The following is a 24,485-nucleotide window of genomic DNA, read 5'->3' as shown; positions in this document are numbered from 1 at the left end:
TCTTTGGCGGGAAGGAGTAGCGCCATGCCACCCATTGCCGAACGCAAGGATCATCCGCTTTCAATGCGGTTGCCAGAGACGGATATCGCCATCATTGATCGCGCCGCAACGCTGCGTGGGCGTTCGCGCACGGATTTCGTACGTGAGGCGGCCGTACGGGCGGCGGAGGATGTGCTTATGGAGGCGGTGCCGATCCGCATGAGCCCAGAGGGATTCGATGCCTTCATCGAGGCCCTTTCCGGTCCCGCGACGGCGGTTCCCGAGATGGTGGAGTTGCTGCGCCGTCCCTCGCCCTGGGAGCAGAACGAAACGAAGACCGGGGAGTGAGGCTTGCCGCTTTCCCGTCCCGAGCCGCTCAATTCATCGCATAACGTATCAGCATTTTCATGTGGTAAGCCCGCGCTCGATCGGTGGCTGAAGACACGGGCGTTATCGAACCAGGAAAAGGGGTTCACGGCGGTTATCGTGGTGCATGAGGACAAGCGGGTCGTGGGCTATTACGGCCTGGCACCGACGGCCATCGTGCCGTCGCGGCTCCCTCGTTCCATTCGCACCGGCCAACCTCCCGACCCTGTTCCCTGTCTGCTGCTCGGCCAGCTCGCAACTGATGAAGGTTGGCGTGGCCGCGGCATCGGCACCGGCCTCGTCAAGCACGCGCTTCAGCGCTGTGTCGCGGCGGCGTCGCTTGTCGGCGGACGTGCGTTGATCGTCAACGCGGTCGATAGTGATGCGGCCGCATTCTGGACGCGGCGAGGATTCGTCCCTTCAAAGGATGATCCGTTGGTCCTCTTCCGCGCGATTTCGGATGTTGCTGCATCAATCGCCGCAGCGGGGTCTTGATTGCGCGCGGCGCCATTCTGCCGGATGCGGAAAGAGCCGCTCCAGCGCGTTTACCTTCTCGCCCTCGCAAACGCTCGGTCCGTAGCCATGAACTTCTGGATCATCGGACCAATGAGCTTTGCCGGTTCAGGGACGTCCTGACCTGTCTCGCGCCCCAGGACTTCGGCATAGGCGACCAGATCGCGATGCACGGCGGCGGGCAGTTCTACGGTGAGCTTGACGGGCTTCTCGTCAACGATAGGGCCGAGCTTGAGCTTGCTCACGAGTGTCTCCTTATCCCTGATAGGGTTCAAGCACGAGATCGCGGTTGACCAGAATCCGAACCGGGAAGCCGGGCCGGATCGTCAAGGTCGGCTGAATGTTGATCTGACGCTGCACGATCTGCTGGCCGACGTCCTGTGCCGTGCCCTGGGCGCTCTCTCGGATGGCGGCGGCGATCTCGCTTTCCTCGCTCGACGATCCGAGATTGGTGCCGATTCCGAGCAAGGTCGAAAGCGCTGCTGCCTGGAAGATGCGGCCCCAGTGATAGTCCACCTCATCCTCCAGTCCCGCGAAGCCCATCGTGTCGGTGCCAGGCTGGCTGTCGAGCAGGATCGAGCGGCCATTGGGCAGGATTAGCCTGTCCCACACCAAGAGCACACGGGATTGCCCGAAAGCGATCTGACTGTCGTAGCGACCGATCAGGCGCGCGCCTTGCGGGATGAGCAGGAAGCTGCCAGTCGGCGTGTCATAGACCGGGCTCGTCACCTGGGCCGTGATCTGGCCGGGCAGATCGGATCGAATCCCGGTGATGAGCGCCGCCGGAATGATCGCACCGGCCTGCACCAGATAGGGCGAAGCCGGCAGCATGAGCTGCTGGTCGCTGACGGCGCGCGTATCAACCTCGCCGGTGAGGAAGTCGAGCTTGCGGTCCTGCATGTTCTGCGCGGCGCCGGCGTCTAGCGGCAGCGGGGACGCGGCGCCGACCGGCGCGATCAGCTCGGGCATGGTGAGCTGCGGAAGCGATGGCAGACTCCCCGCGCCCACCGCTGTATTGGAGCCGACAAACAACTGGCTCAGTCTTGCGGATTCGATCTCGGCAAGGCGTGCCTGCTCCTCGCGATCAATTTCTGGAGGCTGGAAGGATGGCATCACGACGGGCTGGCCGCGATCCTGAGTTTCAAGGATAGCGCGGCCGAGATCGCCGGGCAGCGGCGGGCCGAGCTGGGGAGTGCCCGCGTAGTCGGACGGCAGCGTGTTCAGACCCTCGGCGGTCGGCCGGTTGTCGATACTGAAGAGTTCCTGCTCCGGATCAGCGCTCCGGCGATTGGTATCGAGCGCCCAGATGAGCGCGCCGAGCACCGCTATCCCCGACACACCGGCAAGGCCGATGATGACACGGCGAGAGAGTCGCGTCACCTTCGGCTTCTCGGGCTGCAAGCGCAGCTCGGCTCGAATGTCCGGCGCTTCGCTCATGGCTGACGTCCATCGGTGCGAACGATACGGACGATGCGTTGGCTATTGCCATCGCCGAGACGAAGTTCGGCGGCGGCGAACAGCCGGTCGACGATCATATAGTTGTTGCGCACGCGGTAGTTGACCAGATCGGTGCCACCGGCTGGGCCAATGGTGAACAGCGGCGGCAAGTTTCCTTGCGCGATGCCTGACGGAAATTCAATATACACCCTTTGGCTGTCGTCGAAGGCGCGCAACGGTCGCCACGGCGCGCTGTCGCCCTCGATGGCGTAGCGGAAGTTGAGGCTGGCGATATCGACGCTCTCGGCGATCGGCGTCCGGGCCTGTGCCTGGGTATTCTGCTGGCGCAGGGCGATGAGTTGATCTTGGGGATATTGCCACGACACCTGCGCCATGTAGGCGGTTTCAGTCGAATTGAGCTCGACCAGATAGGTGCGCCGGTCGGTGTTGATGATCAAGTTAGTGAGCAGATCCGGCCTCGTCGGTTTTACGAGAATGTGGATTTGCCTTGCGTCCCCCGCCCCGCTCTCCGTGTCACCCACAATCCAGCGCACGGTGTCGCCAAGGGCGACCGGACCGGCGCCGACCAGAGATTCGCCGGGTTGCAGGGCGATATCCGTCACCTGGCCGGGGGCAGCGTACACCTGATAGAGCGCGCCAGCAGAGTATGGATAGACCTGCACGGCGTTGATGTAACCGTCCTGGGTTGGCTCCATGCGCGCTTCCTCATTGGCGTCGAGCACACGATCGGCCGGATCACGATCATCAGGCTCGCGTTCCCCATCGAGTGGACGAAGCTGACCGGGCAACGGGAGAGGTGTCGGGAGCTCGACCACCTGTACGGGCGCTGGCGGATCGACAGTGAGCACTGCCGGGGCCATATCATCATAGTCGATCTCGGGCGGGATATAGGTGCGGTTTGTGGCGCAGCCCGTCAGTGCTAGGGTAACGGCTAAAGCAGCCAGCAGGGGAGCGGATTTTTTGAGGTGAGAGGCGTTTGCGATAGTCATTGTCCGAGTTCCCTCGACCAGTTGATGGCGTTGACGTAAAGGCCCAGCGGGTTGGCGCGCAGGGCATCGGCGGTGCGGGGCTGGCGAATGATCGTAGTGAGGATGGCGGTCCAGCGCTCGGTGCGAGCGAGCTGACCATTTTCGTAAAGGCGCTCTGTCCAAGCGATGCGGAATGAACTCTCCGAGGCACGTATGACGCTCGACACCTCGACGGCGACCTGCTCGCGACCGACACGCTCGAAGGGGTTGCTCGAGCGGGCGAAGTCATTGAGCGCCATGGCGCCACGATCGGTGGTATAGTTGTAAGCGTCGAGCCAGTTTTCCCGCACGACCACGGCGTCGGCCGATATCGAGCGGACCTGCTCGATGAATCGCGCCAACTGCCAAGCGATCTGCGCGTCGGTGGGATCATAGTCGGCGATGGCGGGCGCCACGGTGCGGGCCTCGCCGTGTTGGTCAACCTCGACCACCCAAGGCACAACGGTACCGCGTGTTGATTGCCAAACCAGCGCAGCGGCAAAGCCGAGGGTGAGCAACAGGCATCCAAATGCCATCAGTCTCCAATTCTTGGCCTGCACGCGGAAGGTGCCGAGCCGCTCGTCCCAGACCTGGCCGGCCTTTTGATATGGTGTCTCAGGTTCGGGCGTTTCGCCGTAGTGGGATTGGGGACGTCGGAAGAGCGATATCATCGGCGGTCGTCCTGCTGGAGGGAAACGGAAGAGCCGCCACCGCCCTGATCGCCGGACCGGATAACATGGGCCGCAGTAGTGGCGCCGTGGCTCATGGTCTGGGACCTGCGCATACGAGCGGCCCATTCGGGTTGTGAGGACGACTGGCCATCGCCGGAGTCGACGAAACCGGCACCGTCGGGAACAGTCTGTCCGGCGGCTCGGCGCACCGCGGCAGCGCCGGTGTCAGCGCTCGTGCGCAGGGCGCCAAGAGCCCGTCGCTCCATCGCTCGTAGACCTTGGCCAGCGAGCGCGCTACCCGCGCCGATCATGCCGCCTGCACCAGCGGGAATTGCTGCGCTACCGGTTTTGCCGGTAGTTTCAGCGCCTATGGAATAGGCAGTGGATGCTGCGCCCCCGACCATCGCGGCTCCGCGCGCAGCACCCGGAACGGCGCCGGCAAGCGCGCGGCCGCCCATGACGCCGGCGGCGCCGATGCCGGCCACGGCGAGGCCTGTGCCGACGGCCGATCCCGCACCGAGCTGCGGGGCGCCCGAGACAAGGCCGGTAGCGATGCCGGGGCCGAAAATGGAAAGGCCCATCAGGGCGAGTGCGGCGAGGACCAGCGCCATAGCATCGGTGATGGTGGGCTGGTCGCCACCGAACCCTTGCGTGAACTCGCCGAAAAGGCCCGAGCCGATGCCGACGATGACCGCCAAGACGAGGATTTTGACGCCCGAGGCAACGATGTTGCCTAAGACTTTTTCGGCGAGGAAGGCTGTTTTGTTGAACAGCGCGAAAGGGATGAGAATGAACCCAGCCAGGGTCGTCAATTTGAACTCTATCAGGGTGACAAATACCTGCACGCTGAGAACGAAGAAGGCGATGAGCACGATGATCCAGGCCATGAGCAACACGACGATCTGCACGAGATTGAAAAAGACGGCAGGAAAGCCGAGGAGTTGGCTCGCGGAGTCGAGCAGCGGTTGCGCGGCGTCGAGGCCGGTCTGGGCAATCGCACCGGGCCGCAGGAGCTGGTCGGCGGTGATCTGCGAACCGCCCGCCAGGAGCCCGAGCCCGGAAAAGCTCTGGAAGACGATCTGGGCAAGGCTGTTGAAGTTGCCGATGATGAAGGCGAAAAACCCGATATAGAGAGTCTTGCGCGCTAGGCGCTGGATGACGTCCTCGTCGGCGCCCCAAGCCCAGAACAGGCCTGCGAGCGTGATGTCGATCACGATCAGAGTTGCGGTGAGAAACGCGACCTCCCCACCTAGCAGGCCGAACCCGCTGTCGATGTAGGTCGTGAACGTGTCGAGGAAGCGATCGATGACGCCGGTGTTGTTCATTGGGCCTCCATCCCTGCGGCTTGTGCATCAACCGCTTCCTCTTCGGTCCCGCCGGCAGGGGGCAGAGCGGGCGGAACCGATGGCGGTGTCTGGGTTGTCCCGAAGAAGCGGCGCTGCTCCTCGGACCAGGCCGCAAGGCAGCTTTCGTCCTCGGCCGCCGCTGTGCCGAGGTCGCGGCAGCGGATCAGCTCGGGATCACCGGCAGCAGGCAATGAACGGGCTAGCTCGCCCTCGATGCTCTGCTCTGCCGCGCGCTCGTGCATGATCAGAGTCGCCACGGCGATGCCTGTGACGAAACCGACGATGAGAACCAGCCGTGCGAGCGTGCTGTCTTCGGGGTGTAGGCGCATGGTCAGTTTCCGAACATGCGCACGGTCTGGGGCTGATATGACGTGCCCGCCATGAAGCGCGAGAACTGCTCCTGAGCCTGCTCGTATTCGGCGGCATGCCGCGCCTGCTCGATGGCGTCGGCCCGGCCCTGCGAGGCGAGGAGCGCGGTCAGATCGGCCAATTGCTGCGATTGAACAGCGATGAGCTGGTTGCCGGCCTGGACGGCCTGCAAGGCACCCACCGCCGACTGGCTGGCATCGACCAGCCGCCCGGTCTGGGCCTGGCTCTCTTCTATATTGCCGACGGCACCGGCGCCGACCTGCAAGGCGTGCTCGAAGGCTTGCACGGAATCCTGCCAGCGCGAACGGGCGATGTCCACGAGTTGCGCATCGGTCTGGCCGGCGGCGAAGCCGGAATAGGATTGCTGGAACACCTGTTCGATGGACTGCACGTCGTAGGCGAGCCGCTCGGCCTGCCGCAGCAGCATTTGCATGCGGGTGTGATTGGCCTGGATGTCGGAGAGCAGCGAGGTCGGAAGCGAGGTCAGGTTGCGCGCCTGGTTGAGCAACATCTGTGCTTCGTTCTGGAGCGAGAGGATCTGATTGTTGATCTGCTCCAACGCGCGCGCGGCCGACAGGACGTTCTCGCCGTAATTGGTCGGATCGAAGACGATGCTTGGGCCGAAGATGAAGGCGTGGGCCGGTGCAGGCGCGAGGATAGCGATGCTCCCGGCGGTCGCGGCAACAAGGGCGGCGATTGCCCCGGCACGAAGCAGGACTGACCGGATGCCGTCGATACGGCGGCGGCGCTTATGAGCGGCGATGTCGAGCGTCAGGGCCGCGTCGAGCGCGGGAATGTCGAGAGTGTCGTGCCCTTCCGTCTCGGGCAGCAGCACGCGCGTCCCGCGCGCGGTCGTGACGATGCGGGGGTCATCGGTCATCTTTGTCCTCCTTCGGACCTGGGACACGGTTGATGAGATTGGGGATCAGCTCGGCAGCCCAGGTGAGCCCGCGCGCTTCGAGCCAGGCGGCAAGGAAGCCGTCGCGACCGTGCTTGGCATAGATGCTGGCGATCAGCGGTTGATCGCTGCGGTCGGAGGCTGCGCAAAGCGCAAGACCGATCGGGCCAAGACCCAGCTCGAACAGCCGGTTTCCACGCCTCGTTTGCATGTAATAGTCGCGCTTCGGCGCAGATCGGGACACGATTTCGATCTGACGATCATTGAGCCCAAAGCTGCGATAGATGCCTGCGATCTTGGGCTCCAGCGCGCGATCGTTGGGCAGTAGGATACGCGTGGGACAGCTCTCGACGATCTTAATGGCGTGGGCGCTGCCCTCAATCTGGCTGAGCGACTGGGTGGAGAAGACGACGCTCGCGTTGAGCTTGCGCATGGTGATCAGCCACTGGATGAGCTGGGCGGAAAAGCCCTCGTCATCCAGTGCCAACCAGCCTTCGTCGATGATGATGAGGGTCGGCCGGCCGTCGAGGCGACGGGTGATGCGGTGGAACAGGTAAGCCAGCGCGGCGGGCGCGGCTCCTGTCTCGAGCAGCCCTTCCGTCTCAAATGCCACAACAGGGGTGTCGCCGAAATGTTCGGCCTCGGCATCGAGCAGCCGCCCCCAGGGTCCACCGACGCAATACGGCTTGAGCGCCAGTTTGAGGTCATTCGATTGGAGTAGGACCGCCAGCCCGGTGATGGTACGCTCCTCGACCGGCGCGGTCGCCAGTGATCCCAAGGCAGTCCAGACAAGCTCCTTGACTTGGGGAGTGACGCTCACGCCCTCGCGGCGAAAGATGGCGGCGATCCATTCGGCAGCCCAGGCGCGTTCAGCGTCCTCGTCGATGCGGGCGAGCGGTTGTAGCGCGACCAGATCGTCGGGATCCTCCGAGAGCGTGCCGCCAAGGTCAAACCACTCGCCGCCCATCGCGAGACAGGCCGCCCGGATCGAACCGCCGAAATCGAAACCGAATACCTGGCTGCCTTCGTAGCGGCGGAATTGCGCGGCCATCAGCGCCAGAAGCACGCTCTTGCCCGCCCCGGTAGGGCCGACCACAAGAGTATGTCCGACGTCGCCGACATGGAGCGCGTAGCGGAAGGGCGTGGCGCCGTCGATCTTGCCGAAGAACAAGGGCGGCGCGTTGAAGTGGTTGTCCGCGTCCGGCCCCGCCCAGACCGCCGAGAAAGGGATCATGTGCGACAAATTCAACGTCGAGATCGGTGGCTGGCGCACATTGGCGTAGCATTGACCGGGGATCGAGCCGAGCCAGGCTTCGATGCCGTTGAGGGTTTCGGGGATGGCGGTGAAGTCGTGACCCTGCACGAGCTTCTCGACCAGCATCAGCTTTTCAGCGGCGATGGTGGGATCGGCATCCCAGACGGTGATGGTCGCGGTAACCAGCGCCTCGCCGATTTCGTCCGACCCCAATTCCTGGAGCGCTAAATCGGCATCCATCGCCTTGTTGGCGGCATCGCTGTCGAGCAGCGCGGCGGGCTCGTTGGTGACGATCTCCTTGATGATCGCGCCGATTGACTTGCGCTTGGCGAACCAGTGGCGGCGGATCTTAGTCAGCAGCCGTGTGGCATCGGTCTTGTCCAGGAGAATGGCACGGGTCGACCAGCGATAGAGGAAGGCTAGGCGATTGAGGTCGTCCAATATTCCGGGAAAGGTCGCGGCGGGAAATCCCATGATGGTGAGAGTGCGAATGAAATGGTCGCCTAGGCGCGGCTCGAGGCCGCCCACAAGCGGCTGATCGGCCAGAAGCGCGTCGAGATGCATAGGGACATCCGGCACCCGCACCTTCTGGCGATTGGTCGATATCGTCGAGTGCAGATAGGTCAGCGTCTCGCCGTCATCGAGCCAGGCCAGCTCGCGCATGAAAGTGTCGAGCAGGCCGATCACGCGGTCGGTTCGGTCGATGAAGCCGTGCAGGAGGTCGTGAGCATCAATGCCGGACTTGGACTTGCCCTCATAGAGCCAGCTTTCGGCTCGGGAGGCTTCCTCGGCGGGTGGCAGCCAGACGAAGGTGAGGAAATAGCTGCTCTCGAACAACACGCCTGCTTCCTCGAATTGGGCCTTGCGCTCGGCGTCGAGCAGCGCCGAGGCCGGATCAGGGAACAGGCTCTCGGGATAGTCGCCGGCCGGATGCCGCTGCGCCTCGAAGAACAGCGCCCAGCCCGAGCCGAGGCGCCTCAGCGCATTGTTGAGCCGTCCGGTCGTACCGACCAGCTCGGCGGGGGTGGCGCTGTCAAGATCGGGACCCCGGAAACGGGCGGTGCGCTGGAGCGATCCGTCCTTGTTCAAGACCACGCCCGGGGCGATCAAGGCAGCCCAAGGCAGATAGTCCGAAAGCAGGCGCCCCTTGCGGCGGTATTCGGCGAGATTAAGCATCGCGATCTCTCCTCACACACGAAGATAGCCGGGGTAGCGCAGGTGCCTGCGCGCGACGTCGACGAATTGGGCGTCGCGGCGCGTCGCCCAGAGCGCCACCGAATGACCGAGGACGAAGAGCACCAGACCAGGGACCCAGAGCTGAAGTCCCAGCCCGATCGCTGCGGCCAACGTCCCGTTGGTGATCGCAATCGCACGCGGCACGCCGCCCAGGAGGATCTGTTCGGTGACGGCGCGATGCACGGGCAAAAAATAGCCGGCGATGGGCACGGTGGAGTCCATCAGATCACCGCCACGCTGCCCGACACCACAATGCCGCCGCCGAAGGAGAAGAAGGAGAGAAAGAATGAGCTGGCCGCGAAAGCGATGCTCAGACCGAAGACGATCTGGATGAACCGGCGGATGCCGCCCGAAGTGTCGCCGAAAGCAAGGCCGATGCCGGTGAGGATGATGATGACCACGGCAAATATTTTGGCCACGGGACCCTCAATGCTCTCCAAAATGGTTTGAAGTGGTCCCTCCCAGGGCATGGAGGACCCCGCGGCATAGGCTGGGGCCAGCATCAGCGCCGTGAGGGCGAAGGCGAGCGAGGACCGGAAAAGAAACGCGCGCAAAGGACGCGCCGGACGGGCGTGGTTCATGGCAGAAGTCCTTTCTGCGGGGAGCGGGAGGATTTGGAATCGACAGCGGGGACGATGAGGTAGTCGTTGCTGGCCGCATCGAGCCCGGCGACGAAGCCGAGTTCGACCAGCTTTCGCGCGGGGCCGTGTCCGGCCAGGACGGCAACGACGTCGACGGTTTCGGCGATCAGCGCGAGCGGCACCGTGACCACGGCCTCGGCGATCAATTGCTCGAGGCGGCGAAGCGCGCCCTGCACCGATCCGGCATGCAGCGTACCGATGCCGCCGGGATGGCCCGTGGACCATGCCTTGAGCAGGTCCAGGGCCTCGGGTCCGCGCACCTCACCGATCGGAATCCGGTCGGGGCGTAGGCGGAGGGCGGAGCGTACCAAGTCGGTGAGCGAGGCCACGCCGTCCTTGGTGCGCAGCGCGATCAAATTGGGAGCGGGACATTGGAGTTCCCGCGTGTCCTCGATCAGCACCACGCGGTCCTCGCTTTTGGCGACTTCGGCGAGGAGCGCGTTGACCAGGGTGGTTTTTCCGGTGGACGTTCCGCCGGCGACGATGATGTTTCGGCGCTGCCGGACAGCCCTGCGCAGGAAGGCGGCCTGTTCCTCGGACATGATGCCGGTGGCCGCATAGTGGTCGAGCGTAAACACGGCGATGGCGGGCTTGCGGATCGCAAAGCTGGGCGCCGTGACTACGGGGGGCAGCAAGCCTTCGAAGCGCTCGCCGGTCGGCAGCTCGGCCGAAACGCGCGGCGCGCCCGGATGGACCTCGGCACCGACATGGTGCGCGACCAGCCGGACAATGCGTTCGCCGTCCTCGGGCAGCATCGTCGCACCGCTATCGGCAAGGCCCTCGCGGAGCCGGTCCACCCATATGCGGCCATCGGGGTTGAGCAGAACTTCGATGACGGCTGGATCGGACAGCAGTCCGCCGATGACTGGTCCGAGGGCGGTGCGCAGCATGCGTGCGCCGCGCGAAGAAGCGGAGATGGCGGAAACTGGATTGCCCATGATCGGCCCCGTTCAGTCCGTCCGCGACCCATGCGGACGGCAACGGGTCAATCAAGAAAACCGGAAAATGGAGGCGTGCAATAGCGGACTATGGGCGGTCATAGGGGAGCGAAAAAATACTTGCGTGGGCGTAGATCGATATCTGCGGCCACCCTAGCGATAGACAGTTTGACGTCGCCTTTTCGCAATGTTCAACAGGTGGCGATTCGGCGCTGGCCGGGATAGGCCCCTATCCGTCCAACTCGTGCCGGCTGCCATTGCGCAGGATTTCGAGAAAGACATTGAGAGCCGGATTGTCGTTGTCCTCGCGCCAGCAGGCGGAATAACCGACGCGCGAGACCATTGTCCCCTCCCGTACCTCGCGGAACGCAACGCCGATTCCGGGAACAATCGCAGACTCGCATTGCAGGCTGACCCCGGCGCCTATGCCGACGAAGTTCAACACATCCTCGCGATTGACCTCCATGATGTCGATTTCGGGACGCCTGCCAGGCGACGCCAACTTGGCGGTCAGCATGTCGGCGAGATCGGGACCTGGATCGTGGCGGCTGAACAGGAACTTCGCACCGAGGAGATCGGTCCAGTAGAGGTGGTCTCTCTCGGTGAGCGGATGGTGCTCCGGCAATGCCGCCACTACACGGTCGGACCAGAGCGGCAGGAGCCGAAGATCATCATAGCCGCCCGCTTCGGTCGCCAAAACCGCGAGATCGAGGGCGCCATTGCGCACCACGCGCTCCAGATCGTCGAGACCTGCGACGACCGGAACGAGGCGGACGTCTGGGTAGTACCGGATCATGGACCTGAACGCGGCACGCAGGGCGCCGTTCGCCAGGGATTTGTAGTACCCGACCGATAGGGTACCGTAGTGGCCCTCAGCGCCCGACTTCACTCGTTCCTCCATCCTTTCGAACTCGCACAGGATGCGGTCGGCCGATTGTATGTAGTCCCAGCCGAGCGTCGAGGGGCGGGCGCCGGCCTGACGGCGCTCGAACAGCTTGACGCCATAGTGACTCTCGATGGCGGCTATTTGGTCGGAGATAACGGGCTGGCTTACCCCCGCAGCTTCGGCTGCGCTGCGAAAACTCCCGGTCCGGGCAACGAGGCTCATATAGTAAAGATGGCGGAGAGATATGATCATAGGCAGAGCCGTCGACCAAGGAGGGAATAGATCTCGCTACGACCGCTCATGGTGTTCGCCTCCTGAAGGTGTACGTATGTCATCGGCGATTTCTTGCTGGACTGTTTGCCCGCTCGCGAGCCTACGACCGAGTGCTTCCAGGAACTGATCGTAGCGGCTGGCAGCCTGAGCGCGGGCGGGCGGCTGAGCAGCATCGGGCGACGGCGGGGTAGCAGCGAGCCAAGAGCGCATGAACAGAGCGAAGGCTTCATTCGAGATGGAAACGTCACGCTCCAGGCGACCGATGCGGCGGTCGAGACGATCGAGCCGCTTTGCAAAAGCCGCTTCGCGCCGCTGCTCGGCGTCCGGAGAAAGGAAAGAGGCGACGGCTGCCTCGGCAACTAGAGAAAGGGAGTGCTTGCGGCGCGATGATAGGTCAGCGAGCGCGGCCATCAGATCGGGATCTAGATAGACGGTGAGCTTCTGCTTTTTCTCTGGACGTGACATGCTCAGAATCCCATTCCGTCATCGGGGTTCATATCGACTTGGCGCGCGGCCTGCCGCATGGTCTGGGTTAGGGCTCGGTTGCGGGCAGCGGTAGCATCTCGCTCTACCGTGGCTGCGTCCGGTTCGAACTCGTTGTGCGGGCGCTGTGGTACTGGAACGACTTCCTCGGGCGAGCGCGGTCCGGGGTCTTGACGGATGGTCGCTGCTGGATCGATTTCCTCTGTTTCGGCCTGCGTCTGGTCAACGATGCTTATACCGTCCGTCGCAGGAGCCAGGGATTGAGCCAACCAATCATGCGGTTTCTCTGCTCCGGTATCAGGCACCGAATTGGGCGCCGGCAGCACGCGGGCCATCAAGCGCTCGTCGGCGTAGTACTTCGCCTTGCGCGCGCGTATCGGCGGTGTGCCGGCCAACATAACGATTTCTTCGTCGGGAGGGAGTTGCATGATCTCCCCCGGCGTAAGCAGAGGCCGCGCGGTTTCCGAGCGGGATACCATCAGATGGCCCAACCAGGGTGCTAGGCGATGTCCGGCATAGTTCTTCATCGCCCGCATCTCTGTGGCCGTGCCTAGCGCGTCGGAAACCCTCTTGGCAGTGCGCTCATCGTTGGTCGCGAAGCTAACCCTAACGTGGCAATTGTCGAGAATGGCGTTGTTTGCACCATAGGCCTTTTCTATTTGATTGAGGCTCTGAGCAATCAGGAACGCCTTGATCGAATACCCCGCCATAAAGGCGAGCGCGCTTTCAAAAAAATCGAGCCGCCCCAGCGCCGGAAATTCATCCAACAGCAAGAGCAGCCGTTGACGTTCCGCTACCCCAGACAGGTCCTCGGTCAATCGCCGACCAATCTGGTTGAGAATGAGTCGGATTAGAGGCTTGGTGCGAGCGATATCCGAGGGAGGCACAACCAGATAGAGCGTGGCTGGCTGTTCGCCAGAAACCAGATCGGCTATGCGCCAGTCGTAGGTCGAAGTGACTTTTGCGACAATAGGATCGCGATAGAGCCCGAGAAAGCTCATGGCCGTGCTCAAGACCCCTGAGCGCTCGTTGTCGGATTTGTTGAGCAACTCTCGCGCAGCACTGGCGACGACCGGGTGCACTTTGCCCTTGCCAAGATGGGGTGTCGTCATCATGGCGGCTAAAGTGGATTCGATGGGCCGCCGTGGATCGGACAGAAAGGACGCCACCCCCGCCAATGTCTTGTCACGTTCCGCGTAGAGCACATGCAGGATGGCACCAACCAGCAACGAATGGCTTGTCTTTTCCCAGTGGTTTCTTTTCTCCATGCTGCCTTCGGGATCGACCAGAATATCCGCTATGTTTTGGACGTCGCGGACTTCCCATTCCCCGCGCCGCACTTCTAGCAATGGGTTGTATGCGGCCGAGATGGGATTGGTTGGATCGAACATCAGAACACGTCCGAACCCAGCGCGGAAACCCGCGGTCAGCGTCCAATTTTCCCCTTTGATATCGTGCACAATGGCAGAGCCGGGCCAGGTCAACAGGGTGGGGATCACAAGCCCCACCCCTTTTCCGCTCCGCGTCGGCGCAAAGCAGAGAATATGCTCCGGCCCGTCGTGCCGGAGGTAGTCGTGTCGGTACTGGCCCAGCACGACACCATCGGGGTTGAGTAGGCGCGCAGCCTTCACATCTTCGGGTTTTGCCCAGCGCGCGGAGCCGAAGGTTTCGGCATTCTCGGCCTCTCTGGCGCGCCAGACCGACATTAACACGGCTATACAGATTGCGACGATGCCGCCTGCTGCGGCGATCAACCCACCCTCGAAGAAGATGCCGGGCGCATAGGCATCAAAGAAATACCACCACCAGAGCAAGGCGGGCGGCATGTAGACCGGCAAACCCCAGATATCGAACCACGGCTCACCCAGTTGTGCCTGGAAACCCAGACGGAACGCCACCCATTGGGTACCGGCCCAAAGAAATATGAGCACAATGCCAAAAACGGCAATGAGCTGCCCCCAAAGGATCTTGGTGCCTGACACAGCTCGCTCCACATTCAATTGCAAGTCTGAACAGGACAACTGAGCCAGAGAGTATTTCAAGCCGAACTTGCGAGCGAGCGCAGGAGCAGAAAGCCGATCGCAAAAATACTTGCTGAATAGGGTTAGACCAAAATTGCGGGAGAACGCACATTTCTGCCAATCAATCGCCAAATGGCATTTGACGACATGACTGCGCCCACGCTCGACAAACGTGATGCCAAGCTGCAACCCGGGGCAATGCACGTCTCGCAAATTCATCGAAAGCGCGCTGTCGATATGAAGCTTCTGCGGCATGTGAGGCTCCAACACCCCGGCGATTGCAGGCGCCCAAAGCCTAATCATCTGCTTGCTGCGCATCGCCCTTGGGCCGCAAGTCTTTGAAACGAGCGCGGATCGCACCCGGTCAAAAAGAACTGGATCCACTCCGCTTCGCTGCCATACCAAGCGTTGCGGTCGACATCTCCTCGGACGCCTGGGACGGTTCCTGTCTGGGTGTACTGCCAGAACGTGAAAGGGCGGTCGCGGTAGCGTTCACGCGGTTCGGCTGCGACGGAACGAAGCCACATCGGGTTGTCGAGCTGCACGCCTTCAAGGATATCGCGATGAAAATTGATATCGGTGTAGATTATCGGTACCTTACCGGTGTGTGCCTCCATACCGGCCAACATGATGCGCACTTTTTCCAGAACCTCGTCGCGTGAAAGCGTCGGCCGACATTGAGAACCGTTGTTCCATTCAAGGTCGAGGACAGGGGGTAAGGCGTCGGGATCTGGCGGCACGTTCGCAGCAAACCACGCGACCTGCTCGTCCGCAGGCCTGCACCAGTACATAAAGTGATAGGCGGCGCGAGGTATTCCCGCTTCGCGCGAGAGCCGCCAATTTTGTTGAAACAGCGGATCCAGGTAGTCCCCGCCGTCCGTTGCCTTTATGAACGCAAAGCGAGTGCCCGCTCGCGCTACGGCTTGCCAGTCGATTTCACCTTGGTGTCGAGACACGTCTATCCCATGAATGGGCAGCGTATGCGCGCGCGCGACACCGGGATGAGGCCTGCTATCCCCTTTCATAGGATAGTAATTTGTCGCACAGCCCGAGACGAACGCCACCAGCGCGATAATCGAAACCAGAGCAATGCCCTGAGACAGCCGCTCTACCCAGCCGTCGCGCCACATTCTTCCATAGCTATGAGCAATGCTTTTATGGAGTCGCGCGAACGATACGCGCACAGAGGGCATGTCCAGCCACATAGTGATTTCCGCTTTTACTGAGACCAGGGCCGGAACACGGCCACACTTCAGGAAGAAGCAGAGTGACGGCGCGACCGCCCAGAACCCGCTTCTTCGCTTAAGCGGGAATTCGTGGTGGACGTTTCAGCTCATACTGGGCTTTGCCGAGGCCGACCGCATTCGCAGGATGTTGGCCGCGTTGACCGGTAAGGAGAAATGCCAGTTGCTGAGAGGCTGTTAAGCCATAGCCGTGCGAATGATCTTCAGAACTCGAATGGTGATGCCGCTCGTGCCAGCCGGCGGGATGATCATGGCTGGATTGTTCGTGGCGCCCGTCATGAGAGACGGAAGCGGTCTCCATCAAGATTTCCGTGGCGAGCGGAAACTGGCTGCTGTGGGAGAGCGCTTGTCCTCCCTGAGCGATGAAAAGGCTCAGCGCTACGGCAGCAACTGCAATGAAAGCAACGAGTACGCGCGCGGAACCAAACATGGTAACCAGGATAGCTTGGAAATCTTAACGGTTTTAAACAAACGGATATCCGGAGGTCACCCGATTGCGTGGCCGAGGGGGAGTGTTGAATGTCGAATGAGATTGGCCGGTAAAGGTCGTCACGGGTTCATATCTCCAGCAGCGTCTCGATGACCCTGCGGCCATCAGGACTATCCCAATTGGCCGAGCCTTGCAGAACGGCCAGTTCGCAACCTTCTTCATCAACCAGGACAGTAGCCGGGAGACCCAGGGTCACCCCGTCATTGCGCAGGCTTTCAAAGAGCCTGTAACTGGGATCGGCAAAGAGCTTCAGGTAATCCGCACCAATTTCATCGAGAAAAAGCCTAGCGGCGGCCGGACCGTCGCTCCCCATGTCGAGGCTAATAGCAACGACTTCGAAATCGTCGCCACCATAGGACGCCTCGAGGGCGTCGAGATATAGCATTTCCTCCCGGCATGGTGCGCACCATGTCGCCCAGAAATTGATCAACAGCTTCTTTCCGGCAAAGTTCTCCAGAGTGATAGGGTTACCGTCGGCATCCTGAAAGGCGATGTCGGAATAGTCACGCCATTGGGTGGAGGCCATGAGCGCAGCCAGTTCACCCCGGGCCACTTCATCGATTGACTGAGCCGCTTCTGCCCTCACGGGGCAACTGGACGCTGACGTGCCATTGCTGATCCAGACTGCTGCGGCTAGGCCCGTCACCGCCGCGACAAGTCCCGTCCCCAGGACCAGGGGTCGAGATGACCTACGCGTTTTGTTTTCTTCCGTTTTTTCTTGTTCCATTGCATCTTTACTCGCAAGTTATGAGCGCCCACACAATCTCAGGGCAGCCTCAACGATGAGCCGGGCATCCTCACCAACGCCGAGCACCAGACCGGAGACCCGATTGCGTTGCCACGGCCTTCCGACATAAAACAGGCCAGCCACGGGACTATGGCCCTTATCGTGTTTCACGTTCCCCGAGGTATCCTTCGCCTCTTCGATCGCCAGCCAGCCGAATTCATCCCGATAGCCCATGCACCAAATTACGGCTCCCACGTCAGCCGAGGAGCCGTCCGCAAAGATGGCACGATTTCCGTGCACCCTGATCAGCCGGGCCTTTCGGGCCACGCCCCTGTCCAGGAGGTGTCGGTCGCTTCGGCTGCGGTTGGGAAAAGGATCGGCTTCCCGCATCTTACGCCCCAACAGCGATTCAGCAGGTGCTCTCAGCAACCCGGTTACTGCCAGCCAAGTCCAGATGCTCACCCCCAAGATCCGTTCAGGCAACAACCGACGGCGGCGACCGCCAGAGAGCAGGACGGTGTGAAGGAGACTCCGTTCAGCCGCAATGTCGCGGCCAGAGGCGCCGTCACCGATGACAAGAACCGGGCCTTGCGCAATGCTCCCAAGATTTCGATACGTTTCAGGCGTGAGTTGAACGACGCTGCGCTCCAATCGGCTCGATAGGGCCGGCACCACCGGGACCTGGAACCCGCCTGTCGCAACAACAACCGCGCGAACCGAAATGAGCTCTGGTCCGGGCCCGGTGGCAAGGAACCGGCCACCATCAAACCGCTCTAGCCTTGTTATGGGAAAACCGTATCGGATCGGCAGGTGATAGGCTTTGGCATAAGCATCCAGATACGCCGCGAACTCATCGCGTGTTGGATAACCGCCAGCCTCCCCTTTAAGTGACAATCCTGGCAGCTCGTCAAGCCGACGCGGGGTGAACAGGGTGAGCGACTTGTACCGGCGCAGCCAGCTCGCGCCCGCGCGTCCCTCGCGCTCGGCGATGACGAACTTTACCCCGTTCCGCGTCAGGTGATATCCAGCAGCCAACCCAGCCTGACCCGCGCCGATCACCAATACGTCGGTATCGAGGACACTGGCGCGCTGATCAAGCATCACGCGGCCCTAGCGGAAGCAAGGATCAGGCAGCCCTTGGGGGCTCTTGCTTCTCGCAAAGCGGACACCACGACAAGATCGCCGTGCCAATCCGCTACAAAACGGCCGGCAGCGTCGTTGATGCAAACGACGCCAAACGTGAGCGGCACCATATGATCAATGCCTGCCAAAGCGATACTCACGAGATTGACTTGTGACATCATTTTGCAGTTTTCGGCCGCGTTGATCCGAGAGAGCGGAGCAATGGCCCTCCAAACAATATCAAGACGCCTGCCGTGATCCAGATATCGGCCAGATTGTTGACAAAAAATGGAGAGGCGCGTGGCCCCCACGCAAGGAAATCCGTTACAGCGCCATGGACGCCCCGATCCGCCAAGTTGGAAACCGCACCGGCGATGATGCAGCCCAAGGCAAGCGCGTCGAGCGAAGACGATGTGCGGAAAAACCAGACCGTCAAAGCCAGGACAAGCACGGTCGTCACGAGTAGCACCAAGACCGGCGAACCGGAAAAAAAGCCGAACGACACACCCGAATTGAACGCAAGCTTCAGTGAGAGGCCGGGCACCAGGAAGATTGCCGGATCCGAAGCTTCCAACGCGCCCAGCGCCCAGATTTTCGCTGCGAGATCCAGTCCAACAAGGCCAGGCACGAGGTATAATGCGACGGGGAACTTCATTAGGCCTCGCGTCCGATTCCCCGCCATACGAGCAGGCGCATGGCGTTTGCGGTGACAAGGACCGTGGCGCCGGTGTCAGCCAAGATCGCTGGCCAAAGGCCGGTGATGCCGAGCACTGTTGTCACCAGGAACACCGCCTTGAGTCCCAACGCGATCGTGATGTTCTGGAAAATGTTGCTCATGGTCGCGCGCGACAGCCCGATCATGTTGGCCACGTCCGTCACGCGGCCGTGCAGGATAGCGGCATCGGCCGTCTCTAGCGCCACATCGGTACCCCCGCCCATGGCGATGCCGATATCGGCTGCGGCCAGCGCGGGTGCATCGTTGATGCCGTCTCCCACCTTGGCGACGACGCGACCAGTGCCGCGCAGCTCGCCCACGATCCTCTGCTTGTCCTGCGGTAGCAGCTCAGCCCGCGCCTCCATGCCGAGCGAGGCGGCGATGGCGCTTGCAGTTCGCGTGTTGTCGCCGGTCAACATGAGAGCGTCCGCCCCAAGCTCCTTGAGCCGTCCTATACCCGCCCGAGCATCTTCGCGCGGCTCGTCGCGCATGGCGATCAGCCCGGCGATTTCTCCGCCGGCGAGAAGAACCGAGACGGTCTTGCCCGCGTCATTGAGCGCCGCGATCTTGCCGTCGAGCTCTGCACCCAGCTCGGTGCGCTCTCGTGCCGCCCGCGGCGAGCCCAAGAACAGCTCAACGCCATCCAGCGACCCAACCACACCCTTGCCGCCGACCGCGCCGGCATCGTCGGCAGGCCGGATGGGGACAACCTCCACATCGGCCCGCGCGAGGATGGCCACGGCCAGCGGATGGCTCGATCCCGCCTCGAGCGCAGCTGCAAGCCGCAACACTTCCCGTTCATCCCGGCCGATGCCGACGATGTCGGTCACCTGCGGTTTGCCCTCGGTCAGGGTGCCGGTCTTGTCGAAGGCAACAAGGTCAATCTTTCTCAGGCTTTCGAGGACGGCGCCGCCCTTCATCAGCAGGCCGCGCCGCGCCCCCGCCGAAAGTCCGGCGGCGATCGCAGCGGGCGTCGAGATGACGAGAGCGCACGGACAACCGATGAGAAGAACCGCTAATCCACGATAAACCCATGTGCCCCAATCCTCGCCCGCAACCAGTGGCGGCAGGATGGCGACGAGGAGTGCGAACACCATCACGCCCGGGGTGTAGTATTTGGAGAACCGGTCAATGAAGCGCTCGGTGGGCGCTTTTGATTCCTGAGCTTCCTCGACCAACGCGATCACTCGCGCGATGGTGTTGTCAGCGCTGGTCGCGGTGACGCGGATGCGCAACACACCCTCGCCGTTGACCGTGCCGGCATAGACCATGTCGCCAGCCTCCTTACGCTTTGGCACGGATTCTCCCGTAACCGGCGCCTCGTTGACGGCGCTATCCCCGGAGATCACCTCCCCGTCGGCGGAAATGCGATCGCCGGGCCGCACCAGAATGACCGCTCCAACGGACAAGCTGTCGGAAGGCACGGTACGGGTCTCGCCATCCACTTCGAGCAGTGCGGTTTTGGGCATGAGATCGGCCAGCGCCGTGATACTGGCGCGGGCGCGGCTGGCAGCGATGCCCTCGAGCAGTTCTCCAACAAGGAAAAGCAGGACGACCACGGCCGCTTCTTCGGTGGCTCCGATAATGACCGCGCCGATGGCCGCGACCGTCATCAAGGTCTCTATGGAGAACGGGCTGCCATTGATCGCACCCATGTAGGCGCGGCGCGCGATGGGTATGAGCCCTACGAACATCGCGATGATGAAGCCCCAGGGCTGGGTCTGCGGAAGCATCTGACCGGCTAGGAATGCGGCACCAAGGGCGAGGCCGCATATGATGGTCAATTGAGCCTTGGAGGTTTTCCACCAGGGACCGTCCAACGCGCCGTGGTCATGGCCATGCGCGCCGGTTGAAGCCTTCGCGTTTTTCTGCACTGCGCCGGTTCGATCTTCTTGACCATGACCGTGGTCGTCGTGGTCGTGACTATGGTCATGGTCATGATGGTGGCCGTCGTGGCTGCAATGCTCATGGTCGTTCGCCGGAACACCGGATCCTCGGCTCTCCAGGCCTGCATCCGCCACCCTATTCGCTTTGTAGCCCAGGCTTTCGACTTTGGAACGTATCGCGTCAAGGTCGGCGCTGCCATTGTCCGTGGTCGTCATGGTTCCGGCCATGACGGAGACCTTTACATCCTCGATGCCAGGCATGCGGCGAACCGCCGTATCGATCTTGGCTGCGCAACTGGCGCAATCCATTCCAGCGACGCGATAGCGGGTTTGGCGGTGTTCGCGAGTCATTTCGGTAGGCTCCTGGTCATCATCTGACGACCAGCTTGCATCCTCTAGCCACTATAGGAGCAAGCGAATTTTTCACCCTCTTTGCTGGCGCTTCGAATCGGCTGGGCGTCAGCCCCGTGCAAGACTCCGGATATCCGGCAAACTCGATTCAGTGGTGTCCGGGGTCGAGTTTTCCGGGCGGGTCCACCTGGACGGTGACATGGTCGATCGCATGTCGCTCCTTGAGCCAGCCCGAGACGATCTGGGGCAGGCTGAGCGGATCCGTTCCCTCTGCCGGGCTGACGTGGACTGTGGCAACGCTGGATTCGTCGGTCAGTGTCCAGGCGTGAAAATGTCCCGCCTCCGCCACCCCGGGGAGGCTCGCAAGACCGCGCTCCGCTTCAACCGCATCCACGCCCCGGGGGACGGCCTGCAACAGAACACGGATCGAGTCCGAGATAAGGCTCCACGCGGAGCGGACCACGAGCATCGCCACCAGCACCGAGAGGATGGGGTCCAAGATGGTCCAACCCGTCAGCATGATCCCGATCGCGGCGGCGATGGCGCCAACCGAGCCGAGAAGGTCGCCGATGACATGCAGGAAAGCGCCCCTGAGATTGCCATCTCCCCTGTTCCCCGACCAGAGAATCAGAGCTCCAGCCACATTCACGCCAAGGCCAATCACGGCGACGATCAGCATCGGCCCCGCCAGAATCTCAACAGGAGCATTGATACGCTGCACCGCTTCCCAGGCTATCCATGCGACGAGCAAGAGCAGCGTCGCTCCGTTGGCAAGTGCCGCGAGCACCCTCACGCGGTGAAACCCGTAGGTCCGCGTGGCGTCCGCTGCGCGCCGCGCGATGCGGTAGGCGATCAGGGCCAGGAGCAGTGCGGCCGAATCCGAGACCATGTGGCCGGCATCGGCGATCAACGCCAGTGAACCGGAGAACCAACCGCCGACAGCCTGCACGATCGCATAGCTGGCGGTGAAAATGAGGACAAGACGGATGCGCCGCTCGTTCGAGGCGGTCATCACCTGTGCATGATCGTGACCATCTTCATCACGAGGATTCTTGCTGGGGGACGTATTCAACATATCTGATTCTCTACTCATGTCTGGTTCTCCGGGAAGGTGCGCTTTGGTGAATTCTCCACGCGAGCGACCATTGGTGACGCCAGGACGGATATTTTGGGATTACGCGGGCGGCGACGTCTCGTCAGTCACAAAGCACAATCTGCATTCTCTAGTTACTAAAGGAACAAGGGAAATCATCGCGAGCACCATTGACCGGCTTCCAGCATAATTCTCACTACGAATTGAGTGGCTGTGTGACAGCCTTATTCTTACAAACGAAAGTTATGCGCATACCCATATCCAAATTCGTCAGGCTCGCTGCGCGCGGGTGTGTGGCCACAATGAGCTTATCAACGGCCAGCCCTGTGCTCTCTTTGGAAATACGAGACCGGCCTCGCGCCGTTGTCGAGCTCTTTACAAGTCAGGGTTGTCCCCCTTGCCCGAGCGCCGACCGAAATTTGTCTCGAATAAGCGCCGATGTCATCGCTCTTTCCTATCACGTGAACTATTGGGACTACACGGGCTGGACTGACACGTTCGCTTCAACAGACAATAACGAATTACAAAGAGCATACGCCAAGGCGGCAGGTACGCGAAGAATCTATACGCCACAGATGATTATCAATGGCGAGCGCGGCATAGCCGGCTCGGACTTCGAAGATATATTGAGTAGCCTGGACGGTGCCGACCTAGAGCTTCCTTTGGACATTGAGGCCGAATCCACTGACGTCGTTATCGTCAGGGTCGGCGCTCGTTCAGACCCCGGCGAAGGGGTCATCTGGCTAGTAACCTTCCGGGCCAGCGCCCAGGTCGATATCGAAAGTGGCGACAACATCGGTCAACGCCTGTCTTATTCTCAAATCGTCACATCCCGACGGCCTATCGGAATGTGGGATTCGACGGGCGGGGCGGAAATACGCATTCCGGTGCCCGAGACGCTCGGCGCCGACAACGACGGTTTCGCACTCATCGTGCAGGAAAAGGATAACGGCATGCCGGGCCGCATCCTGGGTGCTGCCGCAATCACTCGCTAAGAGTGTTGAGCGCCAACTCGACATATCCGCACCACTCCAAAATTTTCGCTAAAGGAATTCCACATGAAAGACAAGATCACCGTCCGTATACCTCCCGAATTGGCTGAAGCGTTCAAAATCTTCATCGAAAAGCCTCCCGTATCCATACAGACTCGGCAAGACGGATTACGCTACATTCTCCATGATTGGTTGCACGTTCACGGATATCTTGATCTACCTTCAGAAACAAAAAATGGGGCCGGGCGTATAGTTGCAAACTCTCATTGAGGTTAGTGTTCCCGTTCCCTTTTCCCCGCCACGATCGGCAGTTAGAACTCCAGAAGTTAGAGGAGAGGCAGATGCAGGACGGAATTCCCATTGGGCGTGCCGCCAAGGTCAGCGGCATCAAGGTGCCAACCATCCGCTATTACGAACAGATTGGGTTGTTGCCCGCTGTTGGGCGCAGCCAGAGCAATCGGCGTCGATACGACTCCGCCGATATCGACAGGATGAAATTCATCCGGCATTCGCGAGAATTGGGGTTCGATATTGAAGCGATTCGGGCGTTATTGCAGCTTCAGGATGATCCTGCGCGCCCCTGCGCCGATGCGGATATGATCGCACGTGAACGGTTAGCAGAGGTACGAAACAAAATTAAAAATCTTACGCTGCTCGAGGCGGAATTGTTGCGCATGGTCGAAGAAGGATCACATGGTCGCATCGCCACTTGCCGTGTAATCGAAACGCTCGCGGATCACGCTCAATGCAGTTATCATGGCACTGACGGTTGAAGAAACTGGATGATTGAATCTTGCGCTGGCCCATTCGCTTCATCTCGGCCAGGCAGACATGCCAGATATGCAATGTCGTGTTTTGATACCAATAATTTATAAGGGTGATGCCTTGATCATGCCATGATCGACGTTGCATCAATGCTTTATGGTTAGTCGTATTGCTTTGCTGGTTCTAGGGTTTGGGACAGTCATGTTAATTGTAGCATGGTTCGTCGTAGCTCACGGTGATGAGACCGGGAGCGTTGTGAACCCGGTATCGGCGAGCGCTGAGATTGTAAACACGCCTCTCTCTTCGTCATCCGTTAAAGCCCTCGAACCTCGTCAGGCGGATCAGACCCCGAGCGTTTCTGCCAATTGTCCGCATTGTGGAATCCGGACCGCAACCTCTTTCACTTCCAGCAGACCGCAGCCACGACAAATTTGGCCCCTCATTCATCCGCCGAAGTCCAACTATTTTTGGTTACGTACGCTCGACGACCCCCCTCCGCGCATCTGATCCAATAGGCGTTGGCAAAGGCCTTTTGAGCCTGGCTCCGCCTATCGCAGACCTGGCACTGCATTCTTTCTCGTTGATCATCGCTGCGACTCCGGTCGAGGCGATGCACTACCTGAAACCCAAGAGCGGATCACGATGGCCACTTCTATCTCTCTCTCACGCCGCCATTTTCTGGCGGGTGCATCCAGCCTCATGGCATTGTCCTTAGCTGGTTGTTCGACCTCCAAAAACGATACACTGCAACCGCAGGCGA

At 61.3% G+C, this 24,485-nt stretch carries 26 protein-coding genes; 5 read left to right on the top strand and 21 right to left on the bottom strand.

Annotation, left to right across the window (positions count from 1 at the left end):
- Positions 1-24 precede the first annotated feature (24 nt).
- Both ACP148_RS00855 and ACP148_RS00850 read left to right on the top strand, forming a co-directional pair.
- Positions 25-327: a DUF1778 domain-containing protein gene (locus ACP148_RS00855; protein ID WP_421950046.1), complete on the top strand. Its 303-nt coding sequence runs from the start codon at positions 25-27 to the stop codon at positions 325-327.
- Positions 328-330: 3 nt separating this feature from the next.
- Positions 331-840: a GNAT family N-acetyltransferase gene (locus ACP148_RS00850; RefSeq protein WP_421950047.1), complete on the top strand. Its 510-nt coding sequence runs from the start codon at positions 331-333 to the stop codon at positions 838-840.
- Positions 841-890: 50 nt separating this feature from the next.
- Here the strand turns inward: ACP148_RS00850 and ACP148_RS00845 are convergent, their stop codons facing one another.
- From ACP148_RS00845 to ACP148_RS00745, 21 genes are all read right to left on the bottom strand, one after another.
- A complete protein-coding gene (locus tag ACP148_RS00845; RefSeq protein ID WP_309208387.1) occupies positions 891-1,103 on the bottom strand; it encodes a DUF2274 domain-containing protein in 213 nt (70 codons plus the stop codon).
- A 10-nt stretch (positions 1,104-1,113) separates the two neighbouring features.
- The gene (locus tag ACP148_RS00840) at positions 1,114-2,295 is read right to left on the bottom strand and encodes a TrbI/VirB10 family protein (protein WP_421950048.1); all 1,182 of its coding nucleotides are present in this window, start codon (positions 2,293-2,295) and stop codon (positions 1,114-1,116) included.
- Positions 2,292-3,305, bottom strand: a complete 1,014-nt coding sequence (trbG, locus tag ACP148_RS00835; protein ID WP_421950049.1) for a P-type conjugative transfer protein TrbG — start codon at positions 3,303-3,305, stop codon at positions 2,292-2,294. Before trbG ends, ACP148_RS00840 begins: the two co-directional genes overlap by 4 nt.
- Complete coding sequence (trbF, locus tag ACP148_RS00830) at positions 3,302-3,991, bottom strand: conjugal transfer protein TrbF (protein ID WP_421950149.1); 690 nt, start codon at positions 3,989-3,991, stop codon at positions 3,302-3,304. The genes trbG and trbF overlap by 4 nt, the downstream gene beginning before the upstream one ends.
- Positions 3,991-5,319, bottom strand: coding sequence for a P-type conjugative transfer protein TrbL (trbL, locus tag ACP148_RS00825; protein WP_421950050.1), 1,329 nt, complete (start codon positions 5,317-5,319; stop codon positions 3,991-3,993). The genes trbF and trbL overlap by 1 nt, the downstream gene beginning before the upstream one ends.
- Entirely contained in the window at positions 5,316-5,669 is a 354-nt protein-coding gene (trbK-alt, locus tag ACP148_RS00820) for a putative entry exclusion protein TrbK-alt (RefSeq protein WP_421950051.1), read from the bottom strand. Before trbK-alt ends, trbL begins: the two co-directional genes overlap by 4 nt.
- 2 nt (positions 5,670-5,671) lie before the next feature.
- A complete protein-coding gene (trbJ, locus tag ACP148_RS00815; protein ID WP_421950052.1) occupies positions 5,672-6,589 on the bottom strand; it encodes a P-type conjugative transfer protein TrbJ in 918 nt (305 codons plus the stop codon).
- Positions 6,579-9,038: a conjugal transfer protein TrbE gene (trbE, locus tag ACP148_RS00810; RefSeq protein ID WP_421950053.1), complete on the bottom strand. Its 2,460-nt coding sequence runs from the start codon at positions 9,036-9,038 to the stop codon at positions 6,579-6,581. The genes trbJ and trbE overlap by 11 nt, the downstream gene beginning before the upstream one ends.
- Positions 9,039-9,050: 12 nt before the next feature.
- Positions 9,051-9,320 carry a VirB3 family type IV secretion system protein gene (locus ACP148_RS00805; protein ID WP_421950054.1) on the bottom strand — a complete coding sequence of 90 codons (270 nt, stop codon included), beginning with the start codon at positions 9,318-9,320 and terminating at the stop codon, positions 9,051-9,053.
- Positions 9,320-9,601, bottom strand: a complete 282-nt coding sequence (locus tag ACP148_RS00800) for a TrbC/VirB2 family protein (RefSeq protein WP_421950150.1) — start codon at positions 9,599-9,601, stop codon at positions 9,320-9,322. Before ACP148_RS00800 ends, ACP148_RS00805 begins: the two co-directional genes overlap by 1 nt.
- A gap of 74 nt (positions 9,602-9,675) precedes the next feature.
- Complete coding sequence (gene trbB / locus ACP148_RS00795) at positions 9,676-10,677, bottom strand: P-type conjugative transfer ATPase TrbB (protein ID WP_421950055.1); 1,002 nt, start codon at positions 10,675-10,677, stop codon at positions 9,676-9,678.
- Positions 10,678-10,906: 229 nt separating this feature from the next.
- Positions 10,907-11,815: a LysR substrate-binding domain-containing protein gene (locus ACP148_RS00790; protein WP_421950056.1), complete on the bottom strand. Its 909-nt coding sequence runs from the start codon at positions 11,813-11,815 to the stop codon at positions 10,907-10,909.
- A 36-nt stretch (positions 11,816-11,851) separates the two neighbouring features.
- A complete protein-coding gene (locus ACP148_RS00785; protein WP_014131936.1) occupies positions 11,852-12,301 on the bottom strand; it encodes a hypothetical protein in 450 nt (149 codons plus the stop codon).
- Between the two features lie 2 nt (positions 12,302-12,303).
- Positions 12,304-14,301 (bottom strand): conjugal transfer protein TraG, encoded by a 1,998-nt coding sequence (locus ACP148_RS00780; RefSeq protein ID WP_425033613.1) that lies wholly within the window; start codon positions 14,299-14,301, stop codon positions 12,304-12,306.
- Positions 14,302-14,639: 338 nt separating this feature from the next.
- Positions 14,640-15,470 (bottom strand): GH25 family lysozyme, encoded by an 831-nt coding sequence (locus ACP148_RS00775; RefSeq protein WP_421950152.1) that lies wholly within the window; start codon positions 15,468-15,470, stop codon positions 14,640-14,642.
- 172 nt (positions 15,471-15,642) lie between these two features.
- Positions 15,643-16,014 (bottom strand): hypothetical protein, encoded by a 372-nt coding sequence (locus tag ACP148_RS00770; RefSeq protein ID WP_421950057.1) that lies wholly within the window; start codon positions 16,012-16,014, stop codon positions 15,643-15,645.
- A gap of 127 nt (positions 16,015-16,141) precedes the next feature.
- Positions 16,142-16,801: a redoxin family protein gene (locus tag ACP148_RS00765; protein ID WP_421950058.1), complete on the bottom strand. Its 660-nt coding sequence runs from the start codon at positions 16,799-16,801 to the stop codon at positions 16,142-16,144.
- 18 nt (positions 16,802-16,819) lie between these two features.
- On the bottom strand, positions 16,820-17,902 hold the full coding sequence (locus tag ACP148_RS00760; protein WP_421950059.1) for a flavin-containing monooxygenase: 1,083 nt from the start codon (positions 17,900-17,902) through the stop codon (positions 16,820-16,822).
- Positions 17,903-18,101: 199 nt separating this feature from the next.
- Complete coding sequence (gene lspA / locus ACP148_RS00755) at positions 18,102-18,578, bottom strand: signal peptidase II (protein WP_421950060.1); 477 nt, start codon at positions 18,576-18,578, stop codon at positions 18,102-18,104.
- Positions 18,578-20,875, bottom strand: a complete 2,298-nt coding sequence (locus ACP148_RS00750; RefSeq protein WP_421950061.1) for a heavy metal translocating P-type ATPase — start codon at positions 20,873-20,875, stop codon at positions 18,578-18,580. Before ACP148_RS00750 ends, lspA begins: the two co-directional genes overlap by 1 nt.
- A gap of 148 nt (positions 20,876-21,023) precedes the next feature.
- Positions 21,024-21,968 (bottom strand): cation diffusion facilitator family transporter, encoded by a 945-nt coding sequence (locus ACP148_RS00745; RefSeq protein WP_425032997.1) that lies wholly within the window; start codon positions 21,966-21,968, stop codon positions 21,024-21,026.
- Positions 21,969-22,270: 302 nt separating this feature from the next.
- On the opposite strand from ACP148_RS00745, the gene ACP148_RS00740 reads away from it, so the two are divergent.
- From ACP148_RS00740 to ACP148_RS00730, 3 genes are all read left to right on the top strand, one after another.
- A complete protein-coding gene (locus tag ACP148_RS00740) occupies positions 22,271-22,963 on the top strand; it encodes a DUF1223 domain-containing protein (protein ID WP_421950063.1) in 693 nt (230 codons plus the stop codon).
- A 63-nt stretch (positions 22,964-23,026) separates the two neighbouring features.
- On the top strand, positions 23,027-23,230 hold the full coding sequence (locus ACP148_RS00735) for a hypothetical protein (RefSeq protein WP_421950064.1): 204 nt from the start codon (positions 23,027-23,029) through the stop codon (positions 23,228-23,230).
- Between the two features lie 71 nt (positions 23,231-23,301).
- On the top strand, positions 23,302-23,733 hold the full coding sequence (locus tag ACP148_RS00730) for a MerR family transcriptional regulator (protein ID WP_421950065.1): 432 nt from the start codon (positions 23,302-23,304) through the stop codon (positions 23,731-23,733).
- Positions 23,734-24,485: the final 752 nt, after the last annotated feature.

It is taken from the genome of Pelagibacterium sp. (genome assembly GCF_965249125.1).
Taxonomy (GTDB): Bacteria; Pseudomonadota; Alphaproteobacteria; order Rhizobiales; family Devosiaceae; genus Pelagibacterium.
This window is presented reverse-complemented; position numbering and strand designations above follow the sequence as displayed.

Coding starts and splice junctions, on each gene's coding strand:
- ACP148_RS00770 (WP_421950057.1), bottom strand. CDS start 16,014: ATGTTTGGTTCCGCGCGCGTACTCGTTGCTTTCATTGCAGTTGCTGCC.
- ACP148_RS00840 (WP_421950048.1), bottom strand. CDS start 2,295: ATGAGCGAAGCGCCGGACATTCGAGCCGAGCTGCGCTTGCAGCCCGAG.
- ACP148_RS00740 (WP_421950063.1), top strand. CDS start 22,271: ATGAGCTTATCAACGGCCAGCCCTGTGCTCTCTTTGGAAATACGAGAC.
- ACP148_RS00745 (WP_425032997.1), bottom strand. CDS start 21,968: ATGAGTAGAGAATCAGATATGTTGAATACGTCCCCCAGCAAGAATCCT.
- trbK-alt (WP_421950051.1), bottom strand. CDS start 5,669: ATGCGCCTACACCCCGAAGACAGCACGCTCGCACGGCTGGTTCTCATC.
- ACP148_RS00790 (WP_421950056.1), bottom strand. CDS start 11,815: ATGATCATATCTCTCCGCCATCTTTACTATATGAGCCTCGTTGCCCGG.
- ACP148_RS00800 (WP_421950150.1), bottom strand. CDS start 9,601: ATGCTGGCCCCAGCCTATGCCGCGGGGTCCTCCATGCCCTGGGAGGGA.
- ACP148_RS00785 (WP_014131936.1), bottom strand. CDS start 12,301: ATGTCACGTCCAGAGAAAAAGCAGAAGCTCACCGTCTATCTAGATCCC.
- ACP148_RS00750 (WP_421950061.1), bottom strand. CDS start 20,875: ATGACTCGCGAACACCGCCAAACCCGCTATCGCGTCGCTGGAATGGAT.
- ACP148_RS00760 (WP_421950059.1), bottom strand. CDS start 17,902: ATGCTTGATCAGCGCGCCAGTGTCCTCGATACCGACGTATTGGTGATC.
- trbG (WP_421950049.1), bottom strand. CDS start 3,305: ATGACTATCGCAAACGCCTCTCACCTCAAAAAATCCGCTCCCCTGCTG.
- ACP148_RS00735 (WP_421950064.1), top strand. CDS start 23,027: ATGAAAGACAAGATCACCGTCCGTATACCTCCCGAATTGGCTGAAGCG.
- ACP148_RS00765 (WP_421950058.1), bottom strand. CDS start 16,801: ATGGAACAAGAAAAAACGGAAGAAAACAAAACGCGTAGGTCATCTCGA.
- ACP148_RS00775 (WP_421950152.1), bottom strand. CDS start 15,470: ATGTGGCGCGACGGCTGGGTAGAGCGGCTGTCTCAGGGCATTGCTCTG.
- ACP148_RS00805 (WP_421950054.1), bottom strand. CDS start 9,320: ATGGACTCCACCGTGCCCATCGCCGGCTATTTTTTGCCCGTGCATCGC.
- trbB (WP_421950055.1), bottom strand. CDS start 10,677: ATGGGCAATCCAGTTTCCGCCATCTCCGCTTCTTCGCGCGGCGCACGC.
- trbL (WP_421950050.1), bottom strand. CDS start 5,319: ATGAACAACACCGGCGTCATCGATCGCTTCCTCGACACGTTCACGACC.
- trbJ (WP_421950052.1), bottom strand. CDS start 6,589: ATGACCGATGACCCCCGCATCGTCACGACCGCGCGCGGGACGCGCGTG.
- lspA (WP_421950060.1), bottom strand. CDS start 18,578: ATGAAGTTCCCCGTCGCATTATACCTCGTGCCTGGCCTTGTTGGACTG.
- trbE (WP_421950053.1), bottom strand. CDS start 9,038: ATGCTTAATCTCGCCGAATACCGCCGCAAGGGGCGCCTGCTTTCGGAC.
- ACP148_RS00730 (WP_421950065.1), top strand. CDS start 23,302: ATGCAGGACGGAATTCCCATTGGGCGTGCCGCCAAGGTCAGCGGCATC.
- ACP148_RS00855 (WP_421950046.1), top strand. CDS start 25: ATGCCACCCATTGCCGAACGCAAGGATCATCCGCTTTCAATGCGGTTG.